This window comes from Nocardioides sp. CPCC 206348, assembly GCF_048654705.1.
In the GTDB taxonomy this organism is placed as follows: domain Bacteria; phylum Actinomycetota; class Actinomycetes; order Propionibacteriales; family Nocardioidaceae; genus Nocardioides.
Window position 1 is genome coordinate 8,151 of record NZ_JBMCZA010000198.1, and the last position, 25,765, is coordinate 33,915.

Sequence of the window (25,765 nt, forward strand, 5' to 3'; positions counted from 1 at the left end):
GACGCTCCCCCACGTCGGGATACCGTCGCTCCGCGCCCTGGTCCGGGCGCAGCACTCTCGGGAGGACCCCTTGCGCCCACTCCGCGCTGCTGCCACCGCACTCGTGGCCGTGCTCGCCCTGTCCAGCTGTGACGGCGGCAGCGACCCCGCCGACCCGTCACCCACCGCCCAGCCGTCCAGCTCCTCGTCGGAGCCGAGTACGACGCCACCGACCGAGAAGCCGGTCGAGCCGGTGCTGCCCGCGGCCGCCACCAAGGCGACCGAGGCCGGGGCCCGGGCGTTCATCACCTACTACTGGGACCTGATCAACTACGCCCAGGTCACTGGAGACGTGAAAACGCTGGGGAGTCTTTCGGCGGCGACCTGTGACACATGTAGTGGAATCGCCAGTGACCTTCAAACTCACTACGAGTCCGGAGGAACCATCACAGGAGGGCGCAACACACCGCGGATCACTGAGGTGGCAGAACTGAACTCCAAGTCCGGCTCAGGATTCGGGTTCAGGGTCGAGCAGGACGTGTCTCACGAGCCTCAGACGATCGTCACATCCGACGGCGCGAAGGAGGAGGTCGATGCAGGTACCGACCATTTCACGTCCTTCCTCCTATGGGTGGACGGCGACCGCTGGCGCCTCGACGTGCTGGAGATCAAGTGATGAGCTGCCTGGTCACAATGTCGACGCTCATCGCACTGGCCCTCGCTCCGGCTACAGATCCAACGGCGCCACCGACAACGGACACATCAGGTTCAAGTACCTCCAAGGGATTCATAGCGCGATCGGTCGAGCGGACCACCGATCGTCGGAGCGACCAGAAGCATGAACATCACGTCTCGATGCCGGGACCGGTGATCCTTCGGGAACCACAGACCTGTGTCAGCCGAGACGGTCTCTCAGACTCGATCTTGGGCACATCGAGTGCCACCTTCTGCGGCGGAGCTGATGAAGATCCTGCGGTCCTCACCGTCAGCATCGTCCGCACCGCGTTCGCGGAGCTCAAGCTCCCCGCGGCCAAGCTCGTGATCCAGCCGCCGGACGGCCTGACCCTGGTCAACTTCGACACGAACTTCTACACGACCAGCACCCGGCCGATCAGCCGCACGGTCACGCTCCTCGGTCAGCAGGTCACCCTCGAGGCGACACCGGCCGAGTTCCACTGGATCTTCGGCGACGGCCAGTCATTGACGACGTCCGAGCCCGGGGCGCCGTACCCGGACCTCACGGTCACCCACAACTACCTGCGGACGGGTACCTATCGACCGAGCCTGGACACCGTCTTCACCGGGCGCTTCCGCGTCGGCGGCGGGCCGTGGCGACAGATCCCGGGCACGGTCACCATCAACGGCGCTGGTCAGGCCTTGCGCGCCATCGAGGCCCAGCCCAAGCTCGTCGGGTACTGAGCGCTACTTGGTCAGCGACCGCAGCGTCGCGAAGGTGACCGTCGACGTACCCGCGAACAGGTCGTGCAGGCCGCGACCGTCGGAGCGGAAGACCAGTGGCGGGATCACCAGGGCCACGAGCACCTGACGCCCGAAGGCCTTGAGCGGGTTGAGCTTTCGCAGGTGCCCGTCCGCCGGTACGACGCACAGCCCGGTCAGCAGCTTGCCGATGGAACCGCCGGCCAGCCAGGTCGTCAGGGCGGTCTCGACGACGTACACTGCCAGGACCAGGACCGAGGCGATCGAGCCGGGTTCGGTGTACTCGTCGAGGCCGAAGATGGCGATCACGACCAGCGTGCACAGCATCCAGTCCACGAGCAGGGCGAGGATGCGGCGGCCCCAGGAGGCGGTCTCGAACATGGCTCAACGCTAGCGGTGCAGGTCACACACTCTGTAACACCCCCGTAACACAAGGGCGTTCTCGTGTAACGCGCGTTACCTACTGTGAGGACTTCGATGATCGGGCGGCATTGCGCCGCCAATGCGAAGGGACTGTGTGTCATGACTGCGAACCCGACCCGCCTGGGTGCGATCCGTGAGATCGAGGCCAACGAGACCCCGACGGCGTTCTTCGACGTCGCCGAGGAGACCGGTGCGGTCTTCGGGGAGAACGTCTTCGGCCTCTCGGTGATGCAGAAGCGCCTCCCCAAGTCGGTGTACCGCGCCGTGTCCGCGACCATCCAGAACGGTGACCGCCTGGACCCCGCCCTCGCCGACATCATCGCCAAGGCGATGAAGGACTGGGCGATGGAGAAGGGTGTGACGCACTACGCGCACGTCTTCTACCCGCTGACCGGCCTGACCGCCGAGAAGCACGACTCGTTCATGGAGCCGGTCGGCGACGGCACGGCCGTGTGGGAGTTCTCCGGCAAGACGCTGGTCCAGGGCGAGCCCGACGCGTCGTCGTTCCCCAACGGTGGCATCCGGGCCACGTTCGAGGCCCGTGGCTACACCGGCTGGGACGTCCAGTCCCCCGCGTACATCCTCGAGAACCCCAACGGCAACACCCTGTGCATCCCGACGATCTTCGTCTCGATGACCGGCGAGGCGCTCGACCACAAGACCCCGCTGCTGCGCGCCGAGGCGGCCATGTCCGCCCAGGCCCGACGCGTCCTGGGCCTGTTCGGCCACAAGGACATCGACAACGTCGTGTCCTTCTGTGGCCCCGAGCAGGAGTACTTCCTGGTCGACACGTCGTTCGTGAACTCGCGCCCCGACCTGCTCAACGCAGGCCGCACCCTGTTCGGCGCCAAGCCGCCGAAGGGCCAGGAGTTCGACGACCACTACTTCGGTGCCATCCCGGAGCGCGTCCTCGGCTTCATGCACGACACCGAGCGCGCGCTGTTCAAGCTCGGCGTCCCGGCCAAGACCCGTCACAACGAGGTCGCGCCCGGCCAGTTCGAGATCGCCCCGGTCTTCGAGCGCGCCAACCTGGCCTCCGACCACCAGCAGCTGCTGATGTCGACGTTCCGCTCGATCGCCAAGCAGCACGGCTTCGAGTGCCTGTTCCACGAGAAGCCGTTCGCCGGCGTCAACGGTTCGGGCAAGCACGTCAACTTCTCCTTCGGCAACGGCAACCAGGGCAACTTCCTCAGCCCCGGCGACAACCCGCACGACAACGCCCAGTTCCTGGTGTTCTGCGCCGCGATCATCCGCGCGGTCCACCTGTACGGCGGCCTGCTGCGCCTGTCGATCGCCTCGGCCGGCAACGACCACCGCCTGGGCGCCAACGAGGCCCCGCCGGCGATCATCTCGATCTTCCTCGGCGACCAGCTGGCCGACGTGTTCGACCAGATCGCCAAGGGTGGCGGCGCCACGTCCTCGAAGCAGAAGGGCGTCCTGTCCGTGGGCGTCGACGCGCTCCCCGACCTGACCAAGGACCCGGGCGACCGCAACCGGACCTCGCCGTTCGCCTTCACCGGCAACCGGTTCGAGTTCCGCGCGGCCGGCTCCAACCAGACGGTGGCTGCCCCGATGACCGTGATCAACACGATCATGGCCGAGGCGCTCGACTTCTGCGCGACCGAGCTCGAGACCGCGGTTGCCGCCGGCACCGAGTTCAACGACGCCGTCCAGGCGCTGCTGAAGAAGATCATCGAGGACCACGGCGCGGTCGTGTTCAACGGCAACGGCTACTCCGAGGAGTGGCACGCCGAGGCGGCCCAGCGTGGCCTGAAGAACCTGCGTACGACGGTCGACGCCCTGCCCGAGTACCTCACCGCCGAGGCCCGTGAGCTCTTCACGAAGTACGCAGTCCTCAACGAGGCCGAGCTCGAGTCGCGCTTCGAGGTCGGTGTCGAGCAGTACGTCATGGTCGTCAACGTCGAGGCCAACCTGACCGAGGAGATCGCCAAGACGACGATCCTCCCGGCCGCGGTTCGCTACCAGACCGAGCTCGCGGGCAACGTCGCCGCGCTCAAGGCTGCCGGCGTCGACGCCGACACGACCGACCTGCTCGCCGTCTCCGAGCTCATCGCCGCGCTCCGCGCTGGCATCGCCGAGCTCCAGGCTGCCCAGGCCGGCGCGCACGCCAGCGAGGGCATCGAGGAGGCGACGTACCACCGCGACGCGATCCTCCCGGCCATGCTGAAGGTCCGCGAGGCGGCCGACGCGCTCGAGGCCGTCGTCGCTGACGACCTGTGGTCGCTGCCGACGTACCAGGAGATGCTCTTCATCCGCTGATTCCCTGCGGTCAACGAACTGCCCTCGTCCCCTCCCGGGGACGGGGGCAGTTCGCGTTCCCGGTTTTGTTTACATGGACGAAACGTTGGGGGTGATGCGTGCGCAAGGAGCCATTCGGTAGGTTGCCGGGGAGATCGAACTGACTGACCGATGGCTGGGGGCTCCGCCACAGCCGAGGAGGAACGAATGTTCAACAACAGCGAAGACCTGCTCAAGTTCATCAAGGATGAATCCGTCGAGCAGGTCGACGTCCGCTTCTGCGACTTGCCGGGCATCATGCAGCACTTCACGGTGCCGGTCTCGTCGTTCGACCAGTCCGTCTTCGATGACGGCCTCGGCTTCGACGGCTCCTCGATCCGTGGCTTCCAGGCCATCAACGAGTCCGACATGGCACTGTTCCCGGACCCGACGACCGCCTACATCGACCCGTTCCGCAAGTCGAAGACGCTGGTCGTCAACTTCTTCATCCACGACCCGATCACGGGTGAGCCGTACTCCCGCGACCCGCGCAACATCGCGAAGAAGGCGCTTGCCTACCTGGCGAGCACCGGCATCGCCGACACTGCGTTCTTCGCCCCCGAGGCCGAGTTCTACATCTTCGACAACGTCCGTTACTCGACCGGTGTGAACGAGAGCTACTACCACATCGACTCGGTCGAGGGCTGGTGGAACTCGGGCAAGGAGGGCGACAACCTCGGGTACAAGACCCGCCTCAAGGGCGGCTACTTCCCCGTGGCGCCGTACGACCACTACACCGACCTGCGTGACGAGATGGTCCTCAACCTCGAGGCCTCCGGCCTGCAGGTCGAGCGCGCCCACCACGAGGTCGGCACGGCCGGTCAGGCGGAGATCAACTACCGCTTCGACACGCTGCTCAAGGCCGCGGACGATGTCATGAAGTTCAAGTACATCATCAAGAACACCGCGTGGGAGAACAACAAGTCCGTCACGTTCATGCCGAAGCCGATCTTCGGTGACAACGGCTCGGGCATGCACGTCCACCAGTCGCTGTGGAAAGACGGCTCGCCGTTGTTCTACGACGAGACCGGGTACGGCGGCCTTTCCGACATGGCGCGCTGGTACATCGGCGGCATCCTCAAGCACGCCCCGTCGCTGCTGGCGTTCACCAACCCGACGGTGAACTCCTACCACCGCCTGGTGCCGGGCTACGAGGCCCCGATCTCGCTGGTCTACTCCTCGCGCAACCGTTCGGCGTCGGTCCGGATCCCGATCACGGGCACCAACCCGAAGGCCAAGCGCATCGAGACCCGGTTCCCCGACCCGTCGGCGAACCCGTACCTCGCGTTCTCGGCGCTGATGCTCGCCGGCCTCGACGGCATCCAGAACAAGATCGAGCCTGCCGCCCCGATCGACAAGGACATCTACGAGCTTCCGCCGGACGAGATGGCCGAGATCGCCCAGGTCCCGACCTCGCTCGGTGCCGTGCTCGACGCCCTCGAGGCCGACCACGACTACCTGACGGTCGGCGACGTGTTCACGCCCGACCTGATCGAGACGTGGGTGGACTACAAGCGGGTCCACGAGATCGCTCCCGTGCAGCTGCGGCCGCACCCGCACGAGTTCGAGCTGTATTACGACATCTAACCGGGCCTCCGGCTGCGGTTATTCAGCAACGCCGAACGACCGCAAAGAACAGCCGCTGACCTGCGCAAACGCCGCCGAGCGACCTTTTGGTCGTTCGGCGGCGTTTGCTGTTGGTAGCCGCTCGTCTGTTACAAATCCGGTACAAATTTGGGTAGCGCCATCCCCTGCCACACGGTCCTCAGAGGCCTCCCCGGGTAGGTCTCGGCCCGCGTCGGTTGCCCGAACCACCAGCCTGGCATCGCACAGTTCGGCGACCACCGCCGCGATGCCCGAGCCATCTTGGTGCCACATCATTTCCACCGACGTGATCGCTCCCATGCCGCCGTCGGACATAGGTGCCCGTAGACCAACTGTCCGTCAACGCCGCGAGGAGGGGCTTGATGATGGCAACGAACTCGAACGTGCCGGCTATGGAACCGGGAGTCTTTGGGCCGCGGCGGCGCGGAGGCCGCGGCAGCCGGCCACCCAGGCTGGTCGACGCCCAAGAGCTGTGGGACATCGACGATGTCGCGTCCTACCTTGGCGTGACCAAGCAAACCATCTACTCCTGGCGGACGACGAGCTACGGCCCCACCGGCTTCCGTGTCGGAAAGCACCTGCGCTGGCGGGCAGCAACCGTGATCAACTGGACGGTGCAACTCGAGGAGAATCAGTGATACCGAGAGGCCATCAGCCTCAGGCGGAATCGGTTCCAGCGCCATCAGGCCGCAGATGCTCGTCAGCAATGCTGGTCACCCCGTCGGACTCTGCCAAGGACAGCCATGGCCAGCATTAGTCCCGGTAGGCCAGCGGACGACGGGAGCCCTCGTTACGTTGTGAACTATCGAGATCCCGAGGGGCGGCAGCGCCGGAAGACCTTCAGACGCAAAGCCGAGGCGGTCGCGTTCCGCAACACCGTTGAGGCGGACAAGCTCCGTGGAACCTACCTTGATGTCGACGCCGGCAGGATCTCGTTTCGGGCCTATGCCGAGGAGTGGCTCGACAGCCGGACCTTCAGTCCACTGACCTATGAGGCGACTGAGTTGCGCCTCAGGCTCCACGTGTTCCCGACGCTGGGACACCTCGAACTGCGACAGATCAAGCCGTCGACGATTCAGAAGCTCCTGCGATCGATGGAGATGGCCGAGACCTACCGGCGCGTCATCTTCTCCAACGTGTCTGCCATCTTCTCGGCTGCGGTCGACGACGACATGATTGCCAAGAATCCGTGCAAGGCCAGTTCAGTGACAAGGCCCGCAACGTCGCGCCGCAAGGTGGTGCCTTGGCCGTCCGAATGGGTCTCCTCCATGCACGACGCACTCCCGCCCCAATACAGGATCGCAGTCACGTTAGGTTCGGGGCTGGGACTACGCCAAGGCGAGGTATTCGGGCTCGCGGTCGAGGACATCGACTTCCTCCGCGGGGTCGTCGAAGTCAGGCGACAAGTCAAGGTGTTCGGAGGAAACCGCCTCGTCTTTGGCCTGCCGAAGGGCGATAAGACCCGCACCGTCCCCCTGCCCGAGAGCGTCGCAACGGAACTCAGCAGCCACCTCGCCAACTACCCGCGACGTAGCGTCACGCTGCTGTGGGGAACACCCCAGGCGAACACGAAATCGAGCGCAGGACTCATACTCACCACACGCGAGCGTTCTGCACTCAACCGCAACTACTTCAACACACGGCTCTGGAAGCCCGGCCAAGCCCATGTGGGCATCGAGCAATCGCGTGACAACGGCATGCACGCCCTACGCCACTGGTACGCCTCCGTGCTCCTAGACGCCGGCGAATCGATTCGCGCTGTGTCCGAGTACCTCGGCCACAGCGACCCCGGCTTCACCCTGCGCACCTATACCCATCTCATGCCCAGCAGCACGGAGCGAACCCGGGCAGCAGTGGATGCGGCCTTTGCAGCCGGGCGCCACGTGGGAGAAAGGGTCGACAGAGAACTCGAGCAACCCTCTCGCGGCTAGCAGGCGCCAACCCGAACCAACGGCTTGTCTTGGAGCCGCCGGCCCACTGTCCGTCACCGTCGCTCCCGCCCTACGGTCCGACAACGTGACCAGCTCCCACGCCCGTCGCGATCGGCGCTGACGCCCCTTCGCACCTGGATGGCAGAATCCCGGTGATGACTACGCCAGACCCCTACTCCACTGCGGCCGGCTGATCGGGTGGCTGCACGATCCTGGCGCGACAAGCGCATCGACGACCTCCTGGTGGCCGTCTCCGACCTCGGCATGACGATGTCCCGCTCCGCTGCCGGCGAGTTGCTCGACGAACGGGTTCAGTTCGTCGCCGAGCAGATGCGCGTCACAGACACCACCGCCCGCCGGTACCTCACCGACGACGCCCTCGCCGGCATGGCCAGGGAGATCGTCTTCGGCTTCGTCGAAGAGACACCGGGTGCGGACCTGATGAGCGCACCGCGGACCGCCGCGGTTCCCGTGAGGTTCGCCGGGAGGGTCTTCGCGGGGTTGGGCGAGGTTGTCCGCATCCTCCTCGTCGAGCGCGACGATCTTGAGCACACCCGCGATCGGGTGGCTCAGATCGCACACGCGCAGAGCTATCTCGGCCTGCTGGTCCACGATCAGGTGGCCACCACCGGCTTCTATGACGAGCCGTCGGTCCAGATGCCCCCGGCACTACTCCTGCGCGTGGCGCGCATCCTGGAGACCGCCGCGGACCTGGTGGAGGATGGCCTGATCGGCTACCAGGTTGATCCGGAGGAGAGCGCTGGGATCCCATCAGCATTCCGCCGCGACGTTCGCCTGATGCGCACCATGGCTGGGCAGGAGTCGAACGCGTGACCGAGACCGAAGCACGAGTCCTCACCCTGTACGCCACGGTGCAGGAGATCCCGCCCGACCACCGCGGGCGGCTACACCCTCGGCCGAGACGAGTTTGACCGTCGAGGACTCCGACTACGAGCGGGCGCTCGCGGCCGCCCGACGCCGCGTTCGTGACGGGTGGCGAATCATCGCTCTGCGAGTCGAGCGCAACTAGCAGCGGATCCGATGCCGCCCGGGCCTCTCCGCCGGTGCGCTCCGCGTTCTGCGGCACGACGGCGGCGGACCGGTCGGCTCGCCTGCCGCGCCGCCGATCTGGCGAAAGCCCTCACACAGCTGATCGCTCCCAAGGTCCGGGATCACCTAGGTGACCAAACAGAGGAGGACCAATGAGCACTTCACCCGCGGAGCAGCCGGGCCCCGGCATTGTCACCTTCACCCAGCAGGGCGACCGCGCCCTCGATCGCCTCGCCGCAGATCTGGTCGACCACTGCGACGGCTCCACCGCCAGCATCGCCGACATCCTCGAACAGGTCCTGTCGGCCGATATCGCCGAGCTTGCGGACAAGCTCGGCGAATCCCTCGTCGCCGGCGAGGCCGGCGCAGCCCCCGAGAGTCCCGACCATGCAGCCCGTCGACGCCTCGGCGCCGACCGGTCCACTGCCGGCGGCGATCTTCCCCCGCCACCCCGGATCGGCCGTTGACACGCCGGTCACACACGCGGAGCTCCTCCCGCCGAGTGACCCGACTGCCACCTAGACTGACCTAGAAAACTCTCTAAATCTAGGTGAGTCTAGGAAGGGTGGCGCTGGTGGATCAGAGCCCGTACACGCCCGGTGCTGGCCACAACCCGCCCGTCCTGGCAGGACGCGACGGCCTTCTCCGTGACTGGCACTTGGTGCTCAACGACATTGTCACTGGCGGCCGCGTCCGTGCCCAGGACATGATCCTTGCTGGCCCGCGCGGCGTGGGGAAGACCGTCACGGTGAGCGCGTTCGCGGACCTGGCCAAGGAGCAAGGCTTCGAGGTGGTCAACCTCCAGGCTGTGTCGGGTCACGCTGGTCTGGTAGAGGCGCTGCTCCAGCGCGCTCGCACCCGCATGGCCGAGGAGGCCGGCCCATGGCAGCGCGCCCGCAAAGCCTTCGAGCGGATCGGTGGGGTCAACCTCAGCATCGCGGGCATCGGTGCCGGGATCTCCACTCGCCAATCCGACGCCGCAGCACCAGGCTTGGACGCAGGAACGCTCGCTGACGCCCTGGCCACGCTGGCGGCCGAAGTCCGCAAGGACGCCCACAGCGGCGGCCTGCTGATCACCGTTGATGAGCTCCAGGTCGCCTCTGGGCCCGACCTCGCCCTGCTCGCGGCGACGCTGCACCGACTCAACGTCGACCGCCCCTCCGCGCCGGTCCTCTTCGCCGGCACCGGACTGCCCTTCACTCCCGATGCGCTCCGCAAGGCTGGCGTGACCCATCCTGACCGCCTCTTCGTGCTGGAGCCCATCCCCCTCACCCTCGAACCCGATGACGCCCGCTACGCCGTGGTGGAGCCAGCACGCCAGGCCGGTGTCGCGTGGACCCCCGAGGCGGCGGCAGCCGTGGTCGAGGCCAGCAACGGCTACCCGGCCCACCTGCAGCTGTTCGCCCACGCCATCTGGACATCCGCGCCCGGGCCCGACCAGATCACCCTCGGCGACGTCGAAGCCGCACTCCCCCAGATCGCCGACATGCTCGAGCGCCGCACCCTTGGCCCCCGCTGGGACCGAATCAGCGATCGACAGATGGAGTTCCTTGCCGCCCTCGCTCTGCACGGCGGGCGCGCCACGACAGCCGCGATCGCCAAGACCCTCGGTCGCTCCCAGCAAGAGCTGTCCTGGCTCCGTGAGGAGCTCATCGAGGAAGGCGACGTCTACGCACCCAAGCGCGGCCAACTGGCGATGGCGGTCCCGCTCTTCAACCGCTACGTTCTGAGCCACTACGAACGCACGCGGCCCGAGGCAACGACCGAACTGCTGAGCCTGCAGAAGATGATCGCGAACGCCGGGCTGGATCCCTCAGCAGCACACGCGGGCCCGGACATGCTGCGCCGAAGCGAGCAGAACGAAACCCGCCAGTTGCCACCGCCCAGCGGCGGATCTGGACGGCCGCGTTCCTGAGTGGCGACGCGCACTCAGAAACAACCGTGGTGGCAACACAGCCTGGAGCGGGCCGAACACGGACCGCATGGGCCCTGTCACGTCGGGCAGCAGCGCGGAAAGGGGCTGCGGCGGCGCGACGTCGGCCAGCTCGCCGAGCAACTCGGAGTCGTCTGCCGTCAGTGTCTCCATCGTCGGGGCGCAGTAGGCGCTCCACTCGCTGACCGCCGCGGCGAGACGACGATAGGCCTCGACATCCTGGGGCGCTGAACCACGCCGCGGCGGACATCCCGACGCGCCGCGCGATCAAGGCCGCTTAGTCGTCCATGGCTGCTCAAGTCTCCCGCCCCGCAGGCAGCGCGCGCCCCTTCCCCGTTGTCCACAGGCTCGACGCCGGCGGCGATCGCCGGCCGGTGAGATCCGCGAGACTCAAGTCCTACCTCTCGGCAGGAAGGCACCTGGTGGACGACAACGACCAGCTCGAAGCAGGCGGACACGCGACGGCGGCCCGCGAGCACGTCTACGGCTTCAACCGCGCCACGATGTGGGAGCGCGACCAGATCCCGGCCGAGGCCTCGGACCAGCTGGCGGAGTTCGCCGACCTCGCGGCCGCACTCCCCCAGGCCTTCTCGCAGCTTTCCAGCACGCTTGAGCAGGCCCTGGCTCACCAGGCGCTCAGCATGGATGCGATGACCGACGAGTCGGACCCGGCGATGGCAGTCGACGTCGCCCGCCTCCACCTCGAGGAGGCCCGCGGTCTCGCGGTCGACCTCCACAAGCACCTCAACGCCGCGCGGAACGCCACCGCGCACGTCATCAGTCAGGGCGTCGACGACGGCCAGGAGTCGATGCCCTGGGACCAGCCCTGACGCGGCCGCGCTGAGCATCCGCGGGATTTCTTTGCGTCGGGTGATCGCCCCGGCGGGTCGACCTTCCTTTGGTGACTGAGAGATGACCCCGGTCCACCAAGGAGCTGTCCGTGAGCACGCCCACCGATTCCCCGTCCGCCGCGGCCGACCGTGACCCGGTTCACGAGGCCCGCGCCCACCTCGAGCAGGCCCTGGCTGCGCTCGATCGACTCCGCGAGGTTCTGCCGCCTCCCACCGCTCCCCCGCCCGAAATCGGAGGTGGTGAGTCGGCATGACCACCGACACGACCCTGAGCGCCGCCGACGCCGTGTTCGAGGCGGAGCAGGCCGTGAGCCGGGCCTGCTGGGTCGTGGAGGAGCTCCAGGAGACGATCGCCTCCGCGCTCCGCGTGCTCGACGACGCCGAGCTCGACTCGGCCAAGGCCAAGCTGTCCGAGCGCGGCTCCTTCTACCTCGAGGCCGCCGGCGAGCACTTGGGACGGTTGCGCACGCGGTGCAACGACATGCCTGAGCTCACTCACGACCTGTTGGTGCACCTCAACCGCGCCTCGCAGTCCGTCACCGATGCCCGCACCCTCCTCGACCTGGCTGACACCTCCGATCCGGTCATTGCCAGCGAGGTCGCGCAGCTCAAGCCGCGCATCGCGGTCGTCGGCGAGATGGTCGCCTTGGCCAAGCCGGTGGCCCAGCTGGCTGCCCAGCACGTTGAGACTGCGCAGCAGGCCAGCCGGGACGTGACTGCCATGGGCCTGCTGGAGCCGGTCAGCCTGGAGCGCAGCATTGCGACCGCCGGCAAGGAGCTCGGCCGCGCCGACGAGGACGTGCGCCTGCTCGGCAATGTCGTCGACCATGCAGCGGCCAGCGCCCGGGAGTCGGCCGGGATCGCCAGCGAGATCACCGACAACGCCCGCCGGCGGATGGCCGAGCAGAGCCGGGACCCGATCCCGAGCGCCTCGTCCCCGGCGCCCAGGTCCCCGGGTCGGTAGGGGGAGCGATGGACCTCGACCAGGGCGGCCGCCAGTTGGCGGGCCTCATCCTCGACGCGGCCGGCCGCGGGCAGCACGACCAAGTGGCCGACCTGGTCGCACCGCTCGATGCCGAGCAGCTGCGATCGCTGGTGGTGGTGCTGGCCGTCCAGGTCGACCAGAGCGTGCCGGCCTCCTCGGCAACCGGCCCCGCGGCGGTGTGCGAGCTGGCCATCAACGCCGCGGCGCCGATGTTCGGCACCACACCGGAGGCGATCCTCAGCGCCGAGCGCAGCCGACCGGTCAGCGATGCCCGCGCGGTGGCGATGACCGCCGCCCGCGAGACCGGCCTGTCCCTGCCGGCGATCGCCGAGCACTTCAACAAGGACCATTGCTCGGTGATCCATGCGGTCCGCCGCACCGCCGAGCGGCCCCGGCTGGCCGACGCAGCGGCCCGGGTGAGCGAGCACGTCAACAGCCGCTACACCGCCCGTCTCCACCGTGCCGAGGAGAACGTCGTCAACCTCCACCAGCAGCCGACGGCCTCGACGTTCGAGCCCGATGGCCCTGTCGAGCACCCCGTGGTGGCGGCCGCCGCGGCCTTCAACACCACACCCGAGGTCCTCCTGGGTGCCGACCGGAGCCGGGTGTCCGCGGACGCCCGAGCGGTGGCCATGACCGCCGCCCGACTGCACGGCCACAGCCTGCCCACGATCGCCCGGCACTTCGACCGCGACCACACCACGGTGCTGCAGGCGACCCGGCGCACCGAGAAGACCCCGCCGCTGCGGGACCTGGCCGCGAAGATCGCCGCGGATCTCCCCGAGCAGCCGGCAGGCGCCGGTCGGCTCGACGGCGACGAGCAGGTCCCCGAGAGCGGCTACCGCTCCCCCGGGCTGCGCGAGCAGCAGCGTGCGATCCCTGGTGCCGGCGAGCGTCCGCAGCTGAGGGTCGCCCGGTGAAGGCCCTGATCGGCCTGGCCGCGGCCGCGATCCTCGCGCTGACCGCCGGCGGGATCAAGGCCGCCCTGCCTGCAGCCCAGACCGGCCCCGAACCAGCCGAGGGCAAGACCAGCCAGGTGCGCGTGACCGCGGTCGTCGACGGCGACACCATCCGCGTCGAGACCTCCGGCGGCCGCCAGCACGGCCGAGTCCGGCTGCTCGGCATCGACGCCCCCGAAGTCGCCCACCCGCCGGAGCCGGCCGAGTGCTACGCCGCGGACGCCACCGGTTTGCTCGAGTAACTCGCGCCGGTCGGCAGCACCGTCGAGCTGGTCACCGACACCGCCTAGCCCAACCGCGACCGCTACGACCGGCTGCTCCGCTACGTCGACCACGACGACGTCGACGTAGCCCGCGAGCTCCTGGCCAGCGGCGCCGCACGCCGCTACGAAGCCCGACCGGACGCTCGCCCGCGAGAAGTCGTTGTCCGCGGCCGTCGACGATGCCCAGGGCGCTGACCGCGGCCTGTGGGGCATCTGCTGACAGGCCAGGGGCGAACGGATCATGGACGAGCAGCTGGCTGCGAACGCGAAGACACTGGCCCGCTGGTGCTACGCCCGCGGGATCGACGAACGCATCCTCGAGTGCGGTGAGAAGGTGCTCAGAGCCGCGGTCGACCAGGCACTGGGCCGAGCAGCGCCGCCGCACCTCGAGCGACTCCTGTGGCAACAGACCGCCGCGCTGCTGGGCCAGCGCCGCAACTGGGACCGCGACCACCAGGTGAGCCCACCGACGCCCGCGGCGTGCCTGCCCTGCGCCGTGGCGGTCGACCAGTGCCCCACCCACGCCGGCCGGCGATGTCGTGCCTGCGGTGGCCAGCTGCACCGCATCGTCGTCGACGAGGGCTTCGACACCCACCCGTGCTGCGACAGGCCGGGCGCGAACGGATCCTCGGCCTTCCTCGAGCACACCGCACAACTGCTCGGAGCCACGCTGCTGGCGCAGCCGGCCTGAGAGCACCTGAGGCCGAACACGGATCAGCCGAAGTGATCGCTCCCGCCCCTGGTCCGCACATAGGAGACCAAGGAGGACTGGCGCAGCCGGTGCCGGTCCACGGGATCCATGGGAGTTCACATGAGTGAAGCCGCTCGCGAGGAAGCCGCGCTTGAGGAAGAGGCCCGTCAGCGCGCTGAGGAGATCCGGGCCACCGAGGAGGCCGCCGCTCAGGCTGCGGCCGCCGACACCGGCCCCTCCCCCGACGCCGAGATCGCGCAGGTCCACCGATCCGGCCGCCAGCACGACCATACCGACACGGCCGCCTACCAGCGGCCCCAGCTCGGCCGCCGCCGCGGCCCGCGACGCTAGGAGGTCGCGATGGCTACCGCACTCGCATCATCGAACACCAGCCGCATCCCAGGCCGCACGACGGTCCGCTGGGTCGACTGCTCTCACAAGCTGGGGTCGCTGCCGTGCATGAACCACAAGCCGCACGAGGGCAACGGCCGCGGCTGCGTGCACCACTCCACGTCCGGCTTCCAGGAAGACGAGTAGCCCCACGCGCTCCGACTGCAGCGCCCAAGAAGCAGCCTCAGCCGTGCACCAGGTGCAGCCGCGGCCGCGGCTGCTGCTCGACGGCAGTCTCCAGGCGCTGCAGCCGCTCGAGCGTCATCGGATGCCCGTGACGCCGGAGCAGGCCGGCCAGCACGGAGCCCAGGCCGAGGGAGACGACCAGCTGGTCGGCCGCGGCCTCCGAGTGGGCCTCGATCCGCCGGCCGGCCGCCGGCACCAGGTAGGTCAGGGCGATCACCGCGCCGCCCAGGATGCCCGGAGCGGCCCGGCCCTCAGCAACCGACTGCACGATGCAGATCACTCCGACGACACCCCGCAGCGTCCACGCCAGCCGCACGAACGGAAGCCAGGCGAAGGACCGGCCCACGCCACGGAATGTCGCGACCACCAGCCGCCACGGCGCCGTCGCCGCCAGCACGGCGAGCTCCAGCCGCGGCCGGATCGCCCGCCGCCGGCCGACGGCATGAGCCATCGCGGCGGCCGCCTCCGCAGCGGTCACTCCTCCCCGGTACGTGGCGTCGACCAGTCCGGGGCTGACCACGACGGCGCGATCCGCGATCGCCACAGCCACCGGGGTGCTCGGACCCTGGTGCCGGCGTACGAACAGGGTGTCGACGTCGACGCCGCGGCCGCCCAGCTCGGTGAGCACGGGCGTCATCACCTGACGCTCAGCTGCGGTCGCCGGACGCGACCTGGTCAGTGCCGCGATCGCCGGCACCTCGAGCTGGCCGATCGCCAGCGCAACGAGCAGGCCGGCTGCCGCCAGGAACGCCACCAGGCCAAGGGCCGGCGGGAGCAGTGCGCACACCACCACGGTGAGGACGAAGCTCACCAGCAACGCCGGCGCCAGCGTCACCACCCTCAGCACGGTCATCGGGAACCTCATCATCACGACCCTCCTTCATCCGTCAGCACTAGTGCGAATCTCTTGACTTTGCTCGCGGTGATCGTCCGGCGACCGCCGTACGACATAGGCGAACGAGACCAGTTTGTGCCCAGCCGCCGACACGACCCCGAGTTATCCACAGCCCCCCGCTCCGCGGAGCGAGGACCAACCGGGACGTGGGTTCATGGGCCAGACCGACCTCCGACCGAAAGGAACACCCGTGGACACCCTCAACGCTGACGCCACTTGGGACCGCCTCGGCTCGATCGCCCGCCTGCTGCACCAAGCCGCCAACCAGGTGTGGAGCGACGCCGACAGGGCGGCCGCCGACTCGCCGCTGCACGACCTCGGCCTCGGTGTCTATCTCGCGCACTCCCAGGCCAGCGCCCTGCTGCCCGACGACTACGAACTGCCCGACGTCGACGAGGACTCGGAGCTCGAGGAGCGCACGCCGCTGCAGCTGCTCACCGAGGCCGAGGAGCTGACCCGTCCCCTGCCGCTGCACCGGCCCGACCTGGTGCACGGGTCCCAACTGGTCGTCGACCTGTGCGACCTCATCCGGGAAGCCCGCGGCCTTGGCTACTGACCTGCGGCTGGCCTACGCCGACATCGACGATGCGCTCTTCGACGTCGACCAGATCCCGATGACCTCGCGCGACGTGCGCAGCGTCGGCGAGATGCTCTTCGACGTCGACTACCTGGCGCGCCAACTGCTGATGGACGTCGACGGAGACGCCGCCGGCACGCTGCTGCGCAGCTGGCCGACGATGGTCGCAGCCGCCGAGGACCTGTGGGCATCCCTGCCCGGTCGACGACCTGGCCTCGACGAGCGCGACCGGCCCATCACCAGCCTCTCCGCCCAGGCCGCCACCATCGAGACCAGCCTCTCCGGCCGCACGGCCTGGCCAGGGCAAGGCCCGACCAGCCCCCGCATCGACCAGATGACCCAGACATTCCTCAACGCCGCCTCGCTGGTCCGCCGCTACGGCGCCGAGATCCGCCACGAGCAACCGGGCGCTCACCGCGACCTCGAGGCAGCACGCACCCGGATCATGCACGGGCTCTACCTCACCGCCCACGCCGTCAACGTCGCGCTCCACGAGCACGGCCGCGACCGCGTCAACGACGCCCGCAGCGCCGGCCGACGGATCCACCTGGCACAGCACCACTCCCCCTACGCGATCGCCCCCACCGGCGTCTGGATCGACCGGATCTCCGCCTGCGAGAACACCGCCCGCAGCTACCTGACCGACCGGTTCGCCCAAGCCCTCGCCGGCGAAGCAATGCGCCCCTTCGACGACCGCGGCCGGCTGGCGCAAGCACTGGCCAAATGGGACATCCAGACCCATCGCGCGCTGGCCCGGGATCTCGAACCGTCCAACATCCTGCTGATCACCCGCACCCAGGGGCTGATCGCCGGCGCGAGCATGGTCCTCGTCGACGCCGCCGCAACTGCCGGTGTGCTCGCGTGTTCCGACCGCCTGATCCCCGCCATCGCCGAGGCAGGGCGGTCCTGGAGCAATCTAGCGAGCCGCTGGGGCGACCTCGCTCCCCCAGGAGCCCGCCTCGAGGAGCCGCTAGCTCGCGCGGCCGCGGAGGTTCGCGCCGCGTATCGCCAGATCACCCACGACAAGACCGTCCTCGCTACCCCAGACGTCATCGCCATACGCCCAGCGCTCCCCCAAGCCTTGCCCGCAACGCTGCGCGCGATCGAGGGCGGCTCCGAGCTCGCGGTCGTCGTCGCCGAGAAGGCCAATGCACCCGACCTCATCGGGCCGGCCCGGGCCCTGTCCCGCCGTGCGCACAACGACGTCGAGGCCGGCCTGGCAACGGCGCAGGCCTCCGGCCGCGACGTCGTCTGGGTCTCCCCCGCCGATATCCTCGCGAAACGACTGGTCCCTGTCCCGGCGCCAGTCTCGGAGGCGATCCGTGCAGCCAGTAGTGCCACGAGTGCTGCCGCGATCGCCGCTTCCGCGGTCGCGGCGCTGCACGGTCTGGGGGGAGGAACGTCGCCTGTCGGTTCGGGTAGACGGGGCGGCTCCTTCCTGGGGTCCAGCGTAGGTGTGGGGTCTGTCGGTGCAGGGCGGCATGATGACCGCCACGAGCACCGGGAAGCTGTGACGGAAGTGGCAGGTGGGTCGTACGGCGGTTCGGCCCTGCGGCTCGAGCGGCTCCCGATACGCTCACCGAGATGAGAGGGTGATGACGTGGCCACGAACAGCGCGATCGAATGGACCGAGGTCACCTGGAACCCCGTCACCGGCTGCGACCGGGTCGCGGCCGGCTGCGACAACTGCTACGCGCTGGCGCTCGCGAAGCGCCTCAAGGCCATGGGCGCGGAGAAGTACCAGAACGACGGCGACCCCAGGACATCCGGGCCCGGCTTCGGGGTGACGGCCCACCCACGGGCCCTGACCCAGCCGTACCGGTGGCGCACACCGAAGGTCGTGTTCGTAAACTCGATGAGCGACCTGTTCCACGCCAAGGTGCCGCTCGACTTCATCCGCGACGTGTTCGACGTGATCCGCGAGACCCCGCAGCACACCTACCAGGTGCTGACCAAGCGCGCGCACCGCACGGCGAGGATCGCCGACAAGCTCGAATGGCCGGAGAACCTCTGGATGGGCGTCTCGGTGGAGTCGTACGACGTCGTCGACCGCATCGACCATCTGCGAGCCGTCCCTGCTGCGACGCGGTTCCTGTCGTGTGAGCCGCTGCTGACGGCGCTTCCCGGGCTGAAGCTCGACGGCATCGACTGGGTCATCGCCGGCGGCGAGTCCGGGCCCCGTGCGCGCCCGATGGACCCCGCGTGGGTAGAGGACATCCGCGACCAGTGCGTCGAGGCCGGCGTGGCGTTCTTCTTCAAGCAGTGGGGCGGCCGGACGCCGAAGGCGAACGGTCGCGAGCTCGACGGGCGGACCTGGGACGACATGCCGCAGCTGGCTGCAGCGTTGGGCTAGCCCGCGGCCTTGCGGATGACGTGCTGGTGGGGCTTCGTGCCCTTTGTCACGAACTCGACCTCGCCCGACTTCACCAGTGCGCGGAGCGCCGCTGTGAACGCGGTTTCCTTGGCCTCGCCGTAGAGGTCGCCGTAGACCCCCTGGACGTGCTGGACCACCGCCTTCGGCTGCCCGTCAGCGGTCAGGCGGCGTAGGTTGTCGGTGACGTGCTCGATCGCCTTGACGTGCTCACGTTTGAGCTGGTCGGCCACGGTGTCCCACAGCATGCCCTCGCGCTCGTCCGGGTCCGGGCCGAGGAAGTCGATCCACTTCTCGCGTGCCTTGGCGGCGGCGACGCCAAACACCCAGAAACCGTGGGGGTCCTGGGTGAGGAACGTCAGGTAGTAGACGGGCTGGTGGTGGACCTGCCGGCGTACCGGCGCGACGACGAACCCGTACTTGGTGCCGTCGGTGAGACGTCGGGCGTATTCGATGGCGACGGCTTCGGCCGCTGACTCCCAATCCTGTCCGCCAGAGGCCTTGTGTGCCTGGAGGGCGACGTCCCGCCACCACTCGCCGCCGCACACGGCGTCCGCCTTGGCGACGCCGCCGAGGTCGAGCTGGCCCTTCTTCAGCTGGCCTCCGGCACGCCGGATCAGGTCGGCGCTGAAGTTGAGCAGCACCTCGGTCCGCGGCCACGCGCCGCGCTTGCGGAGGACGCCCTCGATCGAGTCCATCGGCAGCACGGCACCGCATGGGTCGAGGAAGACGAACAGGCTCGCCCCGGCGGCGAGCTGCAGCGCGTCGTCGAGATGGTTGCCGCAGTCCCCGTTGTGGCTCGCGATGGTGATGCCGCGGGCGCGGTACTCATCGGCGACCTTGTCCAGGCTCGCGTAGTCCTCGCGGGCCTTCTCCACTAGGAGCAGATCGATCTGGGTCGTCGCCTTGACCTTCTGTGCGGCGATCATCATGTGCTCGGCGGAGCCCGCTTCACCGGTGTCGAAGCGCCCGCGCCCGGCGAATCCGTCGAAGAGCACCGCCCGCTTGGGGTTCAGCTTGCTGGCCGTCATCGTCGCGAACCGGATGACGTACTGCTCGAGGATGCCGTGCTTGTAGACCGACTGCGGCTTGGGGCTGTCGAGCAGCCCTCCGTCTGTCCCCGTGGGCATCGCTACCTCGGATTCCCTGCCACCGGATTACCGGTTGCCCTTGGCGCGGTTGTGGGTCACGCAGAGCATTGTCAGGTTGGCCAGGCTCGTCGAGCCGCCCTTGGACCAGGCGGTCACGTGGTCGGCGTCCATGTCGTTCTGCTTGTAGATGCGCGCCTTGTTGTTGTCCCCGCCGATTGCGCACAGCGGGCAGTTCGACTCGCCGGCGGCCTTGGCCTTCTTGGTCTGCTGCTCGTAGGCGACGCGCTTGTCCTTGTCGTCGAACAGCCGGATCGCCAGCAGCTGCGGCTGCTTCTCGCCGCCGAGCAGGAACTCGTAGATCCCCTTGCTGCTGGTGACCGCGGGGTCGCCGCGCAGCTCGTTCACGCGGTCTTCGATCTTGGCCGCGCTGTACGACGTCGAATGGTGCTCCTCGTAGAGCCGGCCCCACTCGAGGCCCCGCATCTCCTTGTCCGGCGGGCGGTTGAAGACGCTGCCGACCCAGTCGATCACGGATGTGAAGTAGGTCTTCAGCTGGGCGATGTCAGTGTCGTGGCGGTGCTGCGCGAGGTAGGCGTCGACGCTCTTGCCCTGGGACGATGCGACCCAGTCCAGCGCGACGGCGAGGACCTCCTGCCGCTTGGGGTCGCCCTTGACGTACGAGGACCACTTCTGCATGTTGGCGTTGTTCGAGTTGCTGTACTCGGCCTTCGTCTTGGTGATGAAGGGCCCGGAGTAGATCGCGTTGAGCAGCTCCTGCTTGTTCAGCGGGACGCCGGCGATGTTGATGGTCTGGAACCACTCCTTGATCTCGGACTCGGTGCCCTGGCACTCGTAGACCAGCAGCGGGCTCTTCCTCAGTAGCGCCTGGTCCTCGAGCGGCAGCGAGGAGAACGTCTGCTCCTTGCCCGCGACCTGGATCGCGAATTTGCCCGTGATGAACCGCCCGATGCTGGTGATTCGCTGCTGTCCGTCGAGGACCTCGAGCTGGTCGTTGTCGTCATCGACGTTGAAGTAGATCAGCCCGAGCGGGTAGCCCTTGAGCAGCGAGTCGATGACGGCGACGTCGCGCTTGCCGTCGTTGTAGATGTAGTTGCGCTGGAACTCCGGTTGGATGACGAGCTTGCCGTCGAGCCCGAACAGACCCTTGCCCTCGAGCTCGTTGTAGACGAAGCCCTTGAGGACCTCGTCGACGGTGTACTCCTTGAGCGTGGTCTCCACTACCCGTCCTTCCGCCGGATGAACAGCCGCTTGTAGATGCGCTTGACCGGGTAGCCCACGTCGAAGTACGTCCCCTCGCCGAACGAGTCGGTGCGGACGAAGCAGCCGAGCGTTCCGGTGTTCGACTTCATCCGGACCCCGTCGACGACGCGCTCCTTCGGTCCGTAGGTCCGTGTCGGGGCGAAGTCGCCCTCGCTGCTCCCGACGATCTCGAACTGGTCGGGGTTGTACTTGTCAAGGAAGGTGATCGGGACGCCCATCAGGCCGTCGTGATCGCTGGGGATCGCGTCGACGAACGGCACCTCGATCGCCGGGAAGTTGTCGTAGGTCGGGTAGCCCCGCCCGCGAACCTCCTTGTGCTTGCTGAACTTGACGTTGTCCGCCTTGGTCATCAGCTGCACAGGCTCGTGACGGCGGCCGTGGTCGATGTTGGTGAACCAGCAGGAGTTCCCGAGCCGCGTGTAGTCGCGCTCGTCGTCCGAGGGGTAGCCCAGCTTCTCGGCCTTGAGCCGGTCGGCGTCCGACACCTTCGCGCCCTTCGGCACGCCGAACACCATGTCGGTGCTGTTGGCCGTCGCGCCCTTCCAGAGCTCGTTCGCCATGATGTGTGGGAAGACCTCGTTGTAGGTGATCGCGTTGTTGTTGCCGATCACGGAGAACTTCCGTCCGCCGCCGACGACCCAGGTCATGAACGGGCGGAACAGGCTGAAAGGCGGATTCGTGATGACGAAGTCGGCCTCGTCGCGCAGCGCCGTCACCTCCTCGCTGCGGAAGTCCCCGTCGCCCTCCAGGTACTCCCACTGGAGGTCCTCGATGTTGACGACGCCGTCGTCGTTGATGTCCTTCGGCTCGAGCACGAACTTCTTGCCGTTTGCGTGCGTCTTCGTCTCGTCGAACTTCGGGTCGCCCATCTCGAAGAGCGTGGGCTCGTACGAGAACAGCGCCGGGTTGCTGTCGGGGGCGTACGACGTCGAGATCAGCTTCTTGAGGCCGTAGTCCATGAAGTGCAGCGCGAAGAACTTCGCGAAGTTCGACCACTCCGGGTCGTCGCACGGCAGCAGGACCACCTTGTCGCGGAAGACGTCGGGGTCGTACTCGAGGTAGGCGTTCATCTCCCGCTCGATGTCGCCCCACTGCGTGTAGAACTCGTCGTTCTTCGCGGCCTTCGCCGCGCCAAGATGACTGTTCGCCGACTGCGTGGTCGTCATCGTGCCCCTGTCCTCAGCCCGGTTGCACCGCCGAGAGTGGGGCGCCTTGCGGGGAATCCTATCGGCGCGCGGGGACAGTTGTACGCGGGACGAGGCGACACGGCCGCGTAGGCCGAGCCGCTGCGGCGGGCGAGCTCGATCAGTCCTTCCTCAGCCGCTCGAGCTCGGCTTCAGGGCGCTCGGGTGCTCATTCCTGGCCTCCCCACAGCAGCTCGAGGTCCGGTTCGTGGATGACGTCCAGGCGCTTGTCGAGGGCGTAGGCCGCGGGCTTGGGCACGACCAGGCGGCGCAGCTGCCGCTCGGTGGTGCTGTGCTGCACCGGGGTGTCGTCGTCGTGATTCATCGCGGTCCTCCTCAGCGGCCCGGGGCCATTCGGTCGGTGACTGGCTGCGTGCCCGGGATGTCGCGTTGCTGGCCGGGTGGCTTGGGGACGAAGGACTCGTCCAGCTCGGCGGCGATGTCGCGCATCTGGGTCTGGTATCGCTCCCACTCGCGTGGGTGGATGCCGTTCTGCAGGGCCGAGGCGACGATGGCGGCCATGGAGTAGGGCCGGTCGGCGGGCACCTGGTCGAGGGCGCACCAGGCCTTGGCTCCGTCGCCGTGCAGCCAGCTGGCGAAGCCGAGCATGGAGGCCGGCGCGGCGCGGACCTCGTCGGGGGCGCGGCGGGTGAGGTCGTTCCAGAGGGCCATGTGGGAGGTGTGGTTCTCCCGGCTCATGTCCTCCCACAGCGCGTCGCGGGTGCTGATCGTCTCCAGGGCCACCAGCATCCGTGCGCCGTCGACGTCTGAGAGCCGGTTGCCGTCCGTGTGGAACTGCTCGAGCCGGTCCAGTGCCCAGTCCCGCTCGAATGCGGGAGTGCTGTCCGCGGCCGCGGGCCGGCCCGCGGGGATCAGCTGGGCGATCGGCTGACGGTCCCCGACCATGGACGCGGCCAGCGAGGCCCGGCTGGCGGCCGGCTGGGCGGCGCCGGTCAGCACGGTCGCGGCTGCGATCCGCTCGGCGGTCGCCGGGTTCTGCAGCCCGGTCTGGCCGGTGTTGAACTCACGCCATCGCTCCCCGTCAGCCCACAGCCGGATGTGGGTCGTGATGCCCACGGTCTCGAGGCGGTTGGACAGATGCTGGCTGGCGAGCTCGGCGCTGCGGCGGTCCTCGGTGAAGCAGAGGATCGCCAGGCGCGCTCCGGGGCGGGCGTGGCGGCCGTAGGGGCCGCTGAGGGCGTCCCACACTTCCTCGCGGTCGGCGGCCGTCTTCGGCAGGTCGACGCGGGTGATGGGGAGCCCGGGCCGGAAGGGCACGAGGACGATCGACTCCTCGGGCTTGAAGCCGAGGACGTGCGGCACTGCGGCCAGCAGTTCGTCCGGGGACTGTACGACGAGATCCATCGGAACCTCCGCGCGGTCAGCTGGCCTGGGCCGGGCGGGCGGCGCGCTCGATGCGCGCGGAGACGTACTTGAGCGAGACACCGACCTCGCCGAAGCGGTTGTCGACGACCACGACGTCCTTGGTGCGCTTCTCGCCGGTCTCCTTGTCCGGCCAGCTCTCGGTGCGCTCGAGGCCGTGGACGAAGATCGGGTCGCCGGATCCGCAGCTGTCGTGCACGTGCGTGGCGGCCGAGCCGAAGATCTTGACGTTGTGGGCAGTGGGCTCGTCGTTGACCCACTCCCCCTCGTCGTTCTGCACGCGCCGGTTGACCAGGACCCGGCAGCTGACGAACGGCTTGTTCTCGCGGGTGTAGAGCAGCTCGGGAGCCTCGGCCAGGTTGCCGGCGAAGGTGACGGTGGTGGACATGACTTCCTCCTATGTGACTGCGAGACGTTCGGATCGGTCCCGCAGTCACCTAGGTCCCATCGGGGTCCGGCAGCGATCACATCGGCCGAACTTGTTTCGGATCCGCTCGTGCTCGCGTGGGGTTGCTCAGCAGGGCACGAGGTAGTCGAAGCGGTACTTGCAGACGACGACGCGGGTGCCCTTGTAGGTGGTCCGCCGGACGCCGGAGAGGTGGTAGTCGCCGACCCGGCACTCCGAGCTGGCCAGGTGGTTGTTCAGCCGCCACTGCCGGTTCTTGAGGGCGCGGTAGGACTTCGTCGACCAGCCGCGCTTGACCAGGCAGCCGCGGAAGGTGTGTCGCATGCCGTCGTGGGCGTAGGAGGTGTCGAAGACGCTGTCGGAGGCCAAGATGACCATCCGGCAGCCCATGTCCTCGACGGGCTCGGCTGCGGCCGCCGGCGAGGCGGCGGCCAGGCACAGTGCGGACGCCAGGACCGCGGCGAGGGTGGCCAGGACTGCTCGGTGGGTTGAGCCGCGTCGAGCGCGGTGGGGTGATCTGGACATGCGTTCCTCCTCGGTTCGGGCGGGACGCAGGCCGGCCCCGCGGTCACCTAGGTCCGCGACGGGGTCCGGGGCGATCATCAAGGGCGCAAAGAAGCGCCCCGACCGGCTCTCGGGTACCGGATCGGGGCGCTTAGAAGCACGCAGGCGTAGGCACCGACACGACCCGTGCCAGGCGGCCAGCTGACCTACCGTGCCGGCCGGCGTCGCGGCGGCCGGTTGCTGAGCTTCTGCGGAGGCGGCGGCAGCTCGAGGCCCAGCCGGCGGCGGGCATCCTCGGCCGCGGCGATCACGGCCTCCTGGGCGAACGCGGAGCGGGCGAGCATCCGGCCGAGCTCCTGGCGGTCGGCCACGAGCGCGTCTTCGACCGCCTCGATGGTCGAGGCCGGCAGGTCGTGCTTCTTGTTGAAGCTCTTGCGGGTCACGCTGACCAGGGCGGGATGCTTCTCGCCCGCGGCCGCGAGCTCGGCCCGCTGCTGTGGTGAGCGCCGGGCGTGCAGCTCAAGCGCCTGGGCGAGCCAGCCGACGAACGAGCCGGGCGAGTCGGCGTCGGTGTCCAGGTCGGCGATGTAGGCCGATCGCGCGAGGTCCCACACGCCGGGCTTCCAGTAGATCCCGACCGGGATGGTGGTCTGGCTCGTCACCTGATCACTCCCCTGGTCTCATCCGCCGGCGACGAGCTGCAGCGGCTAACACCAACGCCGCTGCATTCCCGGTCGGGGCCCTGCGCAGCCGTTCCCACCCTCGCTCCATTCCTTTCGTTCCAGCCAGCTACGAGGTGCAGCTGCGCCGCGCCGCCGCTGCGGAGTCCGCGCCCGGGAGGCCGGGGTTATCCCCACCCTCACCGGGTGCCCACCTTTCCACAGGTCCGCCCTGTGCCCCGGTAGGCGTCGGCCGCCGCTGGGAGACTTAGTCCTGTCAGTTCTTTCTATTCTACTCACGGAGGACAGCAGCATGACCGACACCATCCAGACCCCCGCCGACACCGCCGCCGACGAGGCCACCGACGCGGTCCAGGTCGAGGAGTTCGCGTACCTCGACCCCGCCGACATCATCATCGGCACCAACGTACGC

30 protein-coding genes are annotated in these 25,765 nt (G+C 68.5%); 20 read left to right on the plus strand and 10 right to left on the minus strand.

The genetic code is table 11. The annotated features are described in order from the left end of the window. Window positions 1–655 (plus strand): DUF6318 family protein (locus ACOADB_RS18450; protein ID WP_378601668.1); only part of this gene is annotated, 655 nt, incomplete at its 5' end. A gap of 248 nt (window positions 656–903) precedes the next feature. Then, a complete protein-coding gene (locus ACOADB_RS18455) occupies window positions 904–1,398 on the plus strand; it encodes a PKD domain-containing protein (protein ID WP_378601670.1) in 495 nt (164 codons plus the stop codon). 3 nt (window positions 1,399–1,401) lie between these two features. On the opposite strand, the gene ACOADB_RS18460 is transcribed toward ACOADB_RS18455, so the two are convergent. Then, on the minus strand, window positions 1,402–1,797 hold the full coding sequence (locus tag ACOADB_RS18460) for an RDD family protein (RefSeq protein WP_378601672.1): 396 nt from the start codon (window positions 1,795–1,797) through the stop codon (window positions 1,402–1,404). Between the two features lie 141 nt (window positions 1,798–1,938). Here ACOADB_RS18460 and ACOADB_RS18465 point away from each other — a divergent pair, with 141 nt between their 5' ends. The 15 genes from ACOADB_RS18465 (at window position 1,939) to ACOADB_RS18535 (ending at window position 14,942) form a co-directional block, all read left to right on the plus strand. After that, entirely contained in the window at window positions 1,939–4,119 is a 2,181-nt protein-coding gene (locus tag ACOADB_RS18465) for a glutamine synthetase III (protein ID WP_378601674.1), read from the plus strand. A gap of 186 nt (window positions 4,120–4,305) precedes the next feature. Next, the gene (gene glnA, locus ACOADB_RS18470; RefSeq protein WP_378601676.1) at window positions 4,306–5,724 is read left to right on the plus strand and encodes a type I glutamate--ammonia ligase; all 1,419 of its coding nucleotides are present in this window, start codon (window positions 4,306–4,308) and stop codon (window positions 5,722–5,724) included. Between the two features lie 380 nt (window positions 5,725–6,104). After that, window positions 6,105–6,380 carry a helix-turn-helix transcriptional regulator gene (locus ACOADB_RS18475; protein WP_378601678.1) on the plus strand — a complete coding sequence of 92 codons (276 nt, stop codon included), beginning with the start codon at window positions 6,105–6,107 and terminating at the stop codon, window positions 6,378–6,380. A 159-nt stretch (window positions 6,381–6,539) separates the two neighbouring features. After that, window positions 6,540–7,673 carry a site-specific integrase gene (locus ACOADB_RS18480; RefSeq protein ID WP_378601680.1) on the plus strand — a complete coding sequence of 378 codons (1,134 nt, stop codon included), beginning with the start codon at window positions 6,540–6,542 and terminating at the stop codon, window positions 7,671–7,673. A 243-nt stretch (window positions 7,674–7,916) separates the two neighbouring features. After that, complete coding sequence (locus tag ACOADB_RS18485; protein WP_378601682.1) at window positions 7,917–8,507, plus strand: hypothetical protein; 591 nt, start codon at window positions 7,917–7,919, stop codon at window positions 8,505–8,507. 368 nt (window positions 8,508–8,875) lie between these two features. Next, window positions 8,876–9,190: a hypothetical protein gene (locus ACOADB_RS18490; protein WP_378601688.1), complete on the plus strand. Its 315-nt coding sequence runs from the start codon at window positions 8,876–8,878 to the stop codon at window positions 9,188–9,190. Window positions 9,191–9,297: 107 nt separating this feature from the next. Continuing rightward, window positions 9,298–10,638: an ATP-binding protein gene (locus ACOADB_RS18495; protein WP_378601691.1), complete on the plus strand. Its 1,341-nt coding sequence runs from the start codon at window positions 9,298–9,300 to the stop codon at window positions 10,636–10,638. A 440-nt stretch (window positions 10,639–11,078) separates the two neighbouring features. Beyond that, window positions 11,079–11,486 carry a hypothetical protein gene (locus ACOADB_RS18500; protein ID WP_378601694.1) on the plus strand — a complete coding sequence of 136 codons (408 nt, stop codon included), beginning with the start codon at window positions 11,079–11,081 and terminating at the stop codon, window positions 11,484–11,486. A 110-nt stretch (window positions 11,487–11,596) separates the two neighbouring features. Next, a complete protein-coding gene (locus ACOADB_RS18505; RefSeq protein ID WP_378601697.1) occupies window positions 11,597–11,761 on the plus strand; it encodes a hypothetical protein in 165 nt (54 codons plus the stop codon). Beyond that, window positions 11,758–12,471 carry a hypothetical protein gene (locus tag ACOADB_RS18510; protein ID WP_378601700.1) on the plus strand — a complete coding sequence of 238 codons (714 nt, stop codon included), beginning with the start codon at window positions 11,758–11,760 and terminating at the stop codon, window positions 12,469–12,471. Before ACOADB_RS18505 ends, ACOADB_RS18510 begins: the two co-directional genes overlap by 4 nt. Window positions 12,472–12,479: 8 nt before the next feature. Beyond that, complete coding sequence (locus ACOADB_RS18515; protein WP_378601703.1) at window positions 12,480–13,412, plus strand: helix-turn-helix domain-containing protein; 933 nt, start codon at window positions 12,480–12,482, stop codon at window positions 13,410–13,412. Beyond that, window positions 13,409–13,693: a thermonuclease family protein gene (locus ACOADB_RS18520; RefSeq protein WP_378601706.1), complete on the plus strand. Its 285-nt coding sequence runs from the start codon at window positions 13,409–13,411 to the stop codon at window positions 13,691–13,693. Before ACOADB_RS18515 ends, ACOADB_RS18520 begins: the two co-directional genes overlap by 4 nt. 262 nt (window positions 13,694–13,955) lie before the next feature. Next, a complete protein-coding gene (locus ACOADB_RS18525; protein WP_378601709.1) occupies window positions 13,956–14,405 on the plus strand; it encodes a hypothetical protein in 450 nt (149 codons plus the stop codon). A gap of 120 nt (window positions 14,406–14,525) precedes the next feature. Next, complete coding sequence (locus tag ACOADB_RS18530; protein WP_378601712.1) at window positions 14,526–14,756, plus strand: hypothetical protein; 231 nt, start codon at window positions 14,526–14,528, stop codon at window positions 14,754–14,756. Window positions 14,757–14,765: 9 nt separating this feature from the next. Further along, window positions 14,766–14,942 carry a hypothetical protein gene (locus tag ACOADB_RS18535; RefSeq protein ID WP_378601714.1) on the plus strand — a complete coding sequence of 59 codons (177 nt, stop codon included), beginning with the start codon at window positions 14,766–14,768 and terminating at the stop codon, window positions 14,940–14,942. Between the two features lie 37 nt (window positions 14,943–14,979). Here ACOADB_RS18535 and ACOADB_RS18540 read toward each other — a convergent pair whose 3' ends face one another. Next, on the minus strand, window positions 14,980–15,849 hold the full coding sequence (locus ACOADB_RS18540; RefSeq protein WP_378601717.1) for a hypothetical protein: 870 nt from the start codon (window positions 15,847–15,849) through the stop codon (window positions 14,980–14,982). 217 nt (window positions 15,850–16,066) lie between these two features. Between ACOADB_RS18540 and ACOADB_RS18545 the strand changes: the two genes are divergently transcribed. The 3 genes from ACOADB_RS18545 to ACOADB_RS18555 are packed head-to-tail and all read left to right on the plus strand — an operon-like array spanning window position 16,067 to window position 18,806. Next, window positions 16,067–16,432, plus strand: coding sequence for a hypothetical protein (locus ACOADB_RS18545; RefSeq protein ID WP_378601720.1), 366 nt, complete (start codon window positions 16,067–16,069; stop codon window positions 16,430–16,432). After that, complete coding sequence (locus ACOADB_RS18550) at window positions 16,422–18,041, plus strand: hypothetical protein (RefSeq protein ID WP_378601723.1); 1,620 nt, start codon at window positions 16,422–16,424, stop codon at window positions 18,039–18,041. Before ACOADB_RS18545 ends, ACOADB_RS18550 begins: the two co-directional genes overlap by 11 nt. A gap of 12 nt (window positions 18,042–18,053) precedes the next feature. Beyond that, entirely contained in the window at window positions 18,054–18,806 is a 753-nt protein-coding gene (locus ACOADB_RS18555) for a DUF5131 family protein (protein ID WP_378601726.1), read from the plus strand. On the opposite strand, the gene tcmP is transcribed toward ACOADB_RS18555, so the two are convergent. The 8 genes from tcmP to ACOADB_RS18595 form a co-directional block, all read right to left on the minus strand. Continuing rightward, window positions 18,803–19,954 (minus strand): three-Cys-motif partner protein TcmP, encoded by a 1,152-nt coding sequence (tcmP, locus tag ACOADB_RS18560; protein ID WP_378601729.1) that lies wholly within the window; start codon window positions 19,952–19,954, stop codon window positions 18,803–18,805. The genes ACOADB_RS18555 and tcmP overlap by 4 nt on opposite strands. Window positions 19,955–19,981: 27 nt before the next feature. After that, window positions 19,982–21,154 carry an HNH endonuclease family protein gene (locus tag ACOADB_RS18565; protein WP_378601732.1) on the minus strand — a complete coding sequence of 391 codons (1,173 nt, stop codon included), beginning with the start codon at window positions 21,152–21,154 and terminating at the stop codon, window positions 19,982–19,984. Continuing rightward, window positions 21,154–22,362, minus strand: a complete 1,209-nt coding sequence (locus tag ACOADB_RS18570; RefSeq protein ID WP_378601735.1) for an adenine-specific methyltransferase EcoRI family protein — start codon at window positions 22,360–22,362, stop codon at window positions 21,154–21,156. Before ACOADB_RS18570 ends, ACOADB_RS18565 begins: the two co-directional genes overlap by 1 nt. Before the next feature lie 187 nt (window positions 22,363–22,549). Further along, entirely contained in the window at window positions 22,550–22,705 is a 156-nt protein-coding gene (locus ACOADB_RS18575) for a hypothetical protein (protein ID WP_214056134.1), read from the minus strand. A gap of 11 nt (window positions 22,706–22,716) precedes the next feature. Beyond that, window positions 22,717–23,745, minus strand: a complete 1,029-nt coding sequence (locus tag ACOADB_RS18580) for a DUF4192 domain-containing protein (RefSeq protein WP_378601739.1) — start codon at window positions 23,743–23,745, stop codon at window positions 22,717–22,719. Between the two features lie 16 nt (window positions 23,746–23,761). After that, window positions 23,762–24,151 (minus strand): single-stranded DNA-binding protein, encoded by a 390-nt coding sequence (locus tag ACOADB_RS18585; RefSeq protein ID WP_378601742.1) that lies wholly within the window; start codon window positions 24,149–24,151, stop codon window positions 23,762–23,764. A 126-nt stretch (window positions 24,152–24,277) separates the two neighbouring features. Further along, the gene (locus ACOADB_RS18590; RefSeq protein WP_378601745.1) at window positions 24,278–24,694 is read right to left on the minus strand and encodes a hypothetical protein; all 417 of its coding nucleotides are present in this window, start codon (window positions 24,692–24,694) and stop codon (window positions 24,278–24,280) included. Window positions 24,695–24,879: 185 nt separating this feature from the next. Further along, entirely contained in the window at window positions 24,880–25,335 is a 456-nt protein-coding gene (locus ACOADB_RS18595; protein ID WP_378601748.1) for a hypothetical protein, read from the minus strand. Between the last annotated feature and the right edge of the window lie 430 nt (window positions 25,336–25,765).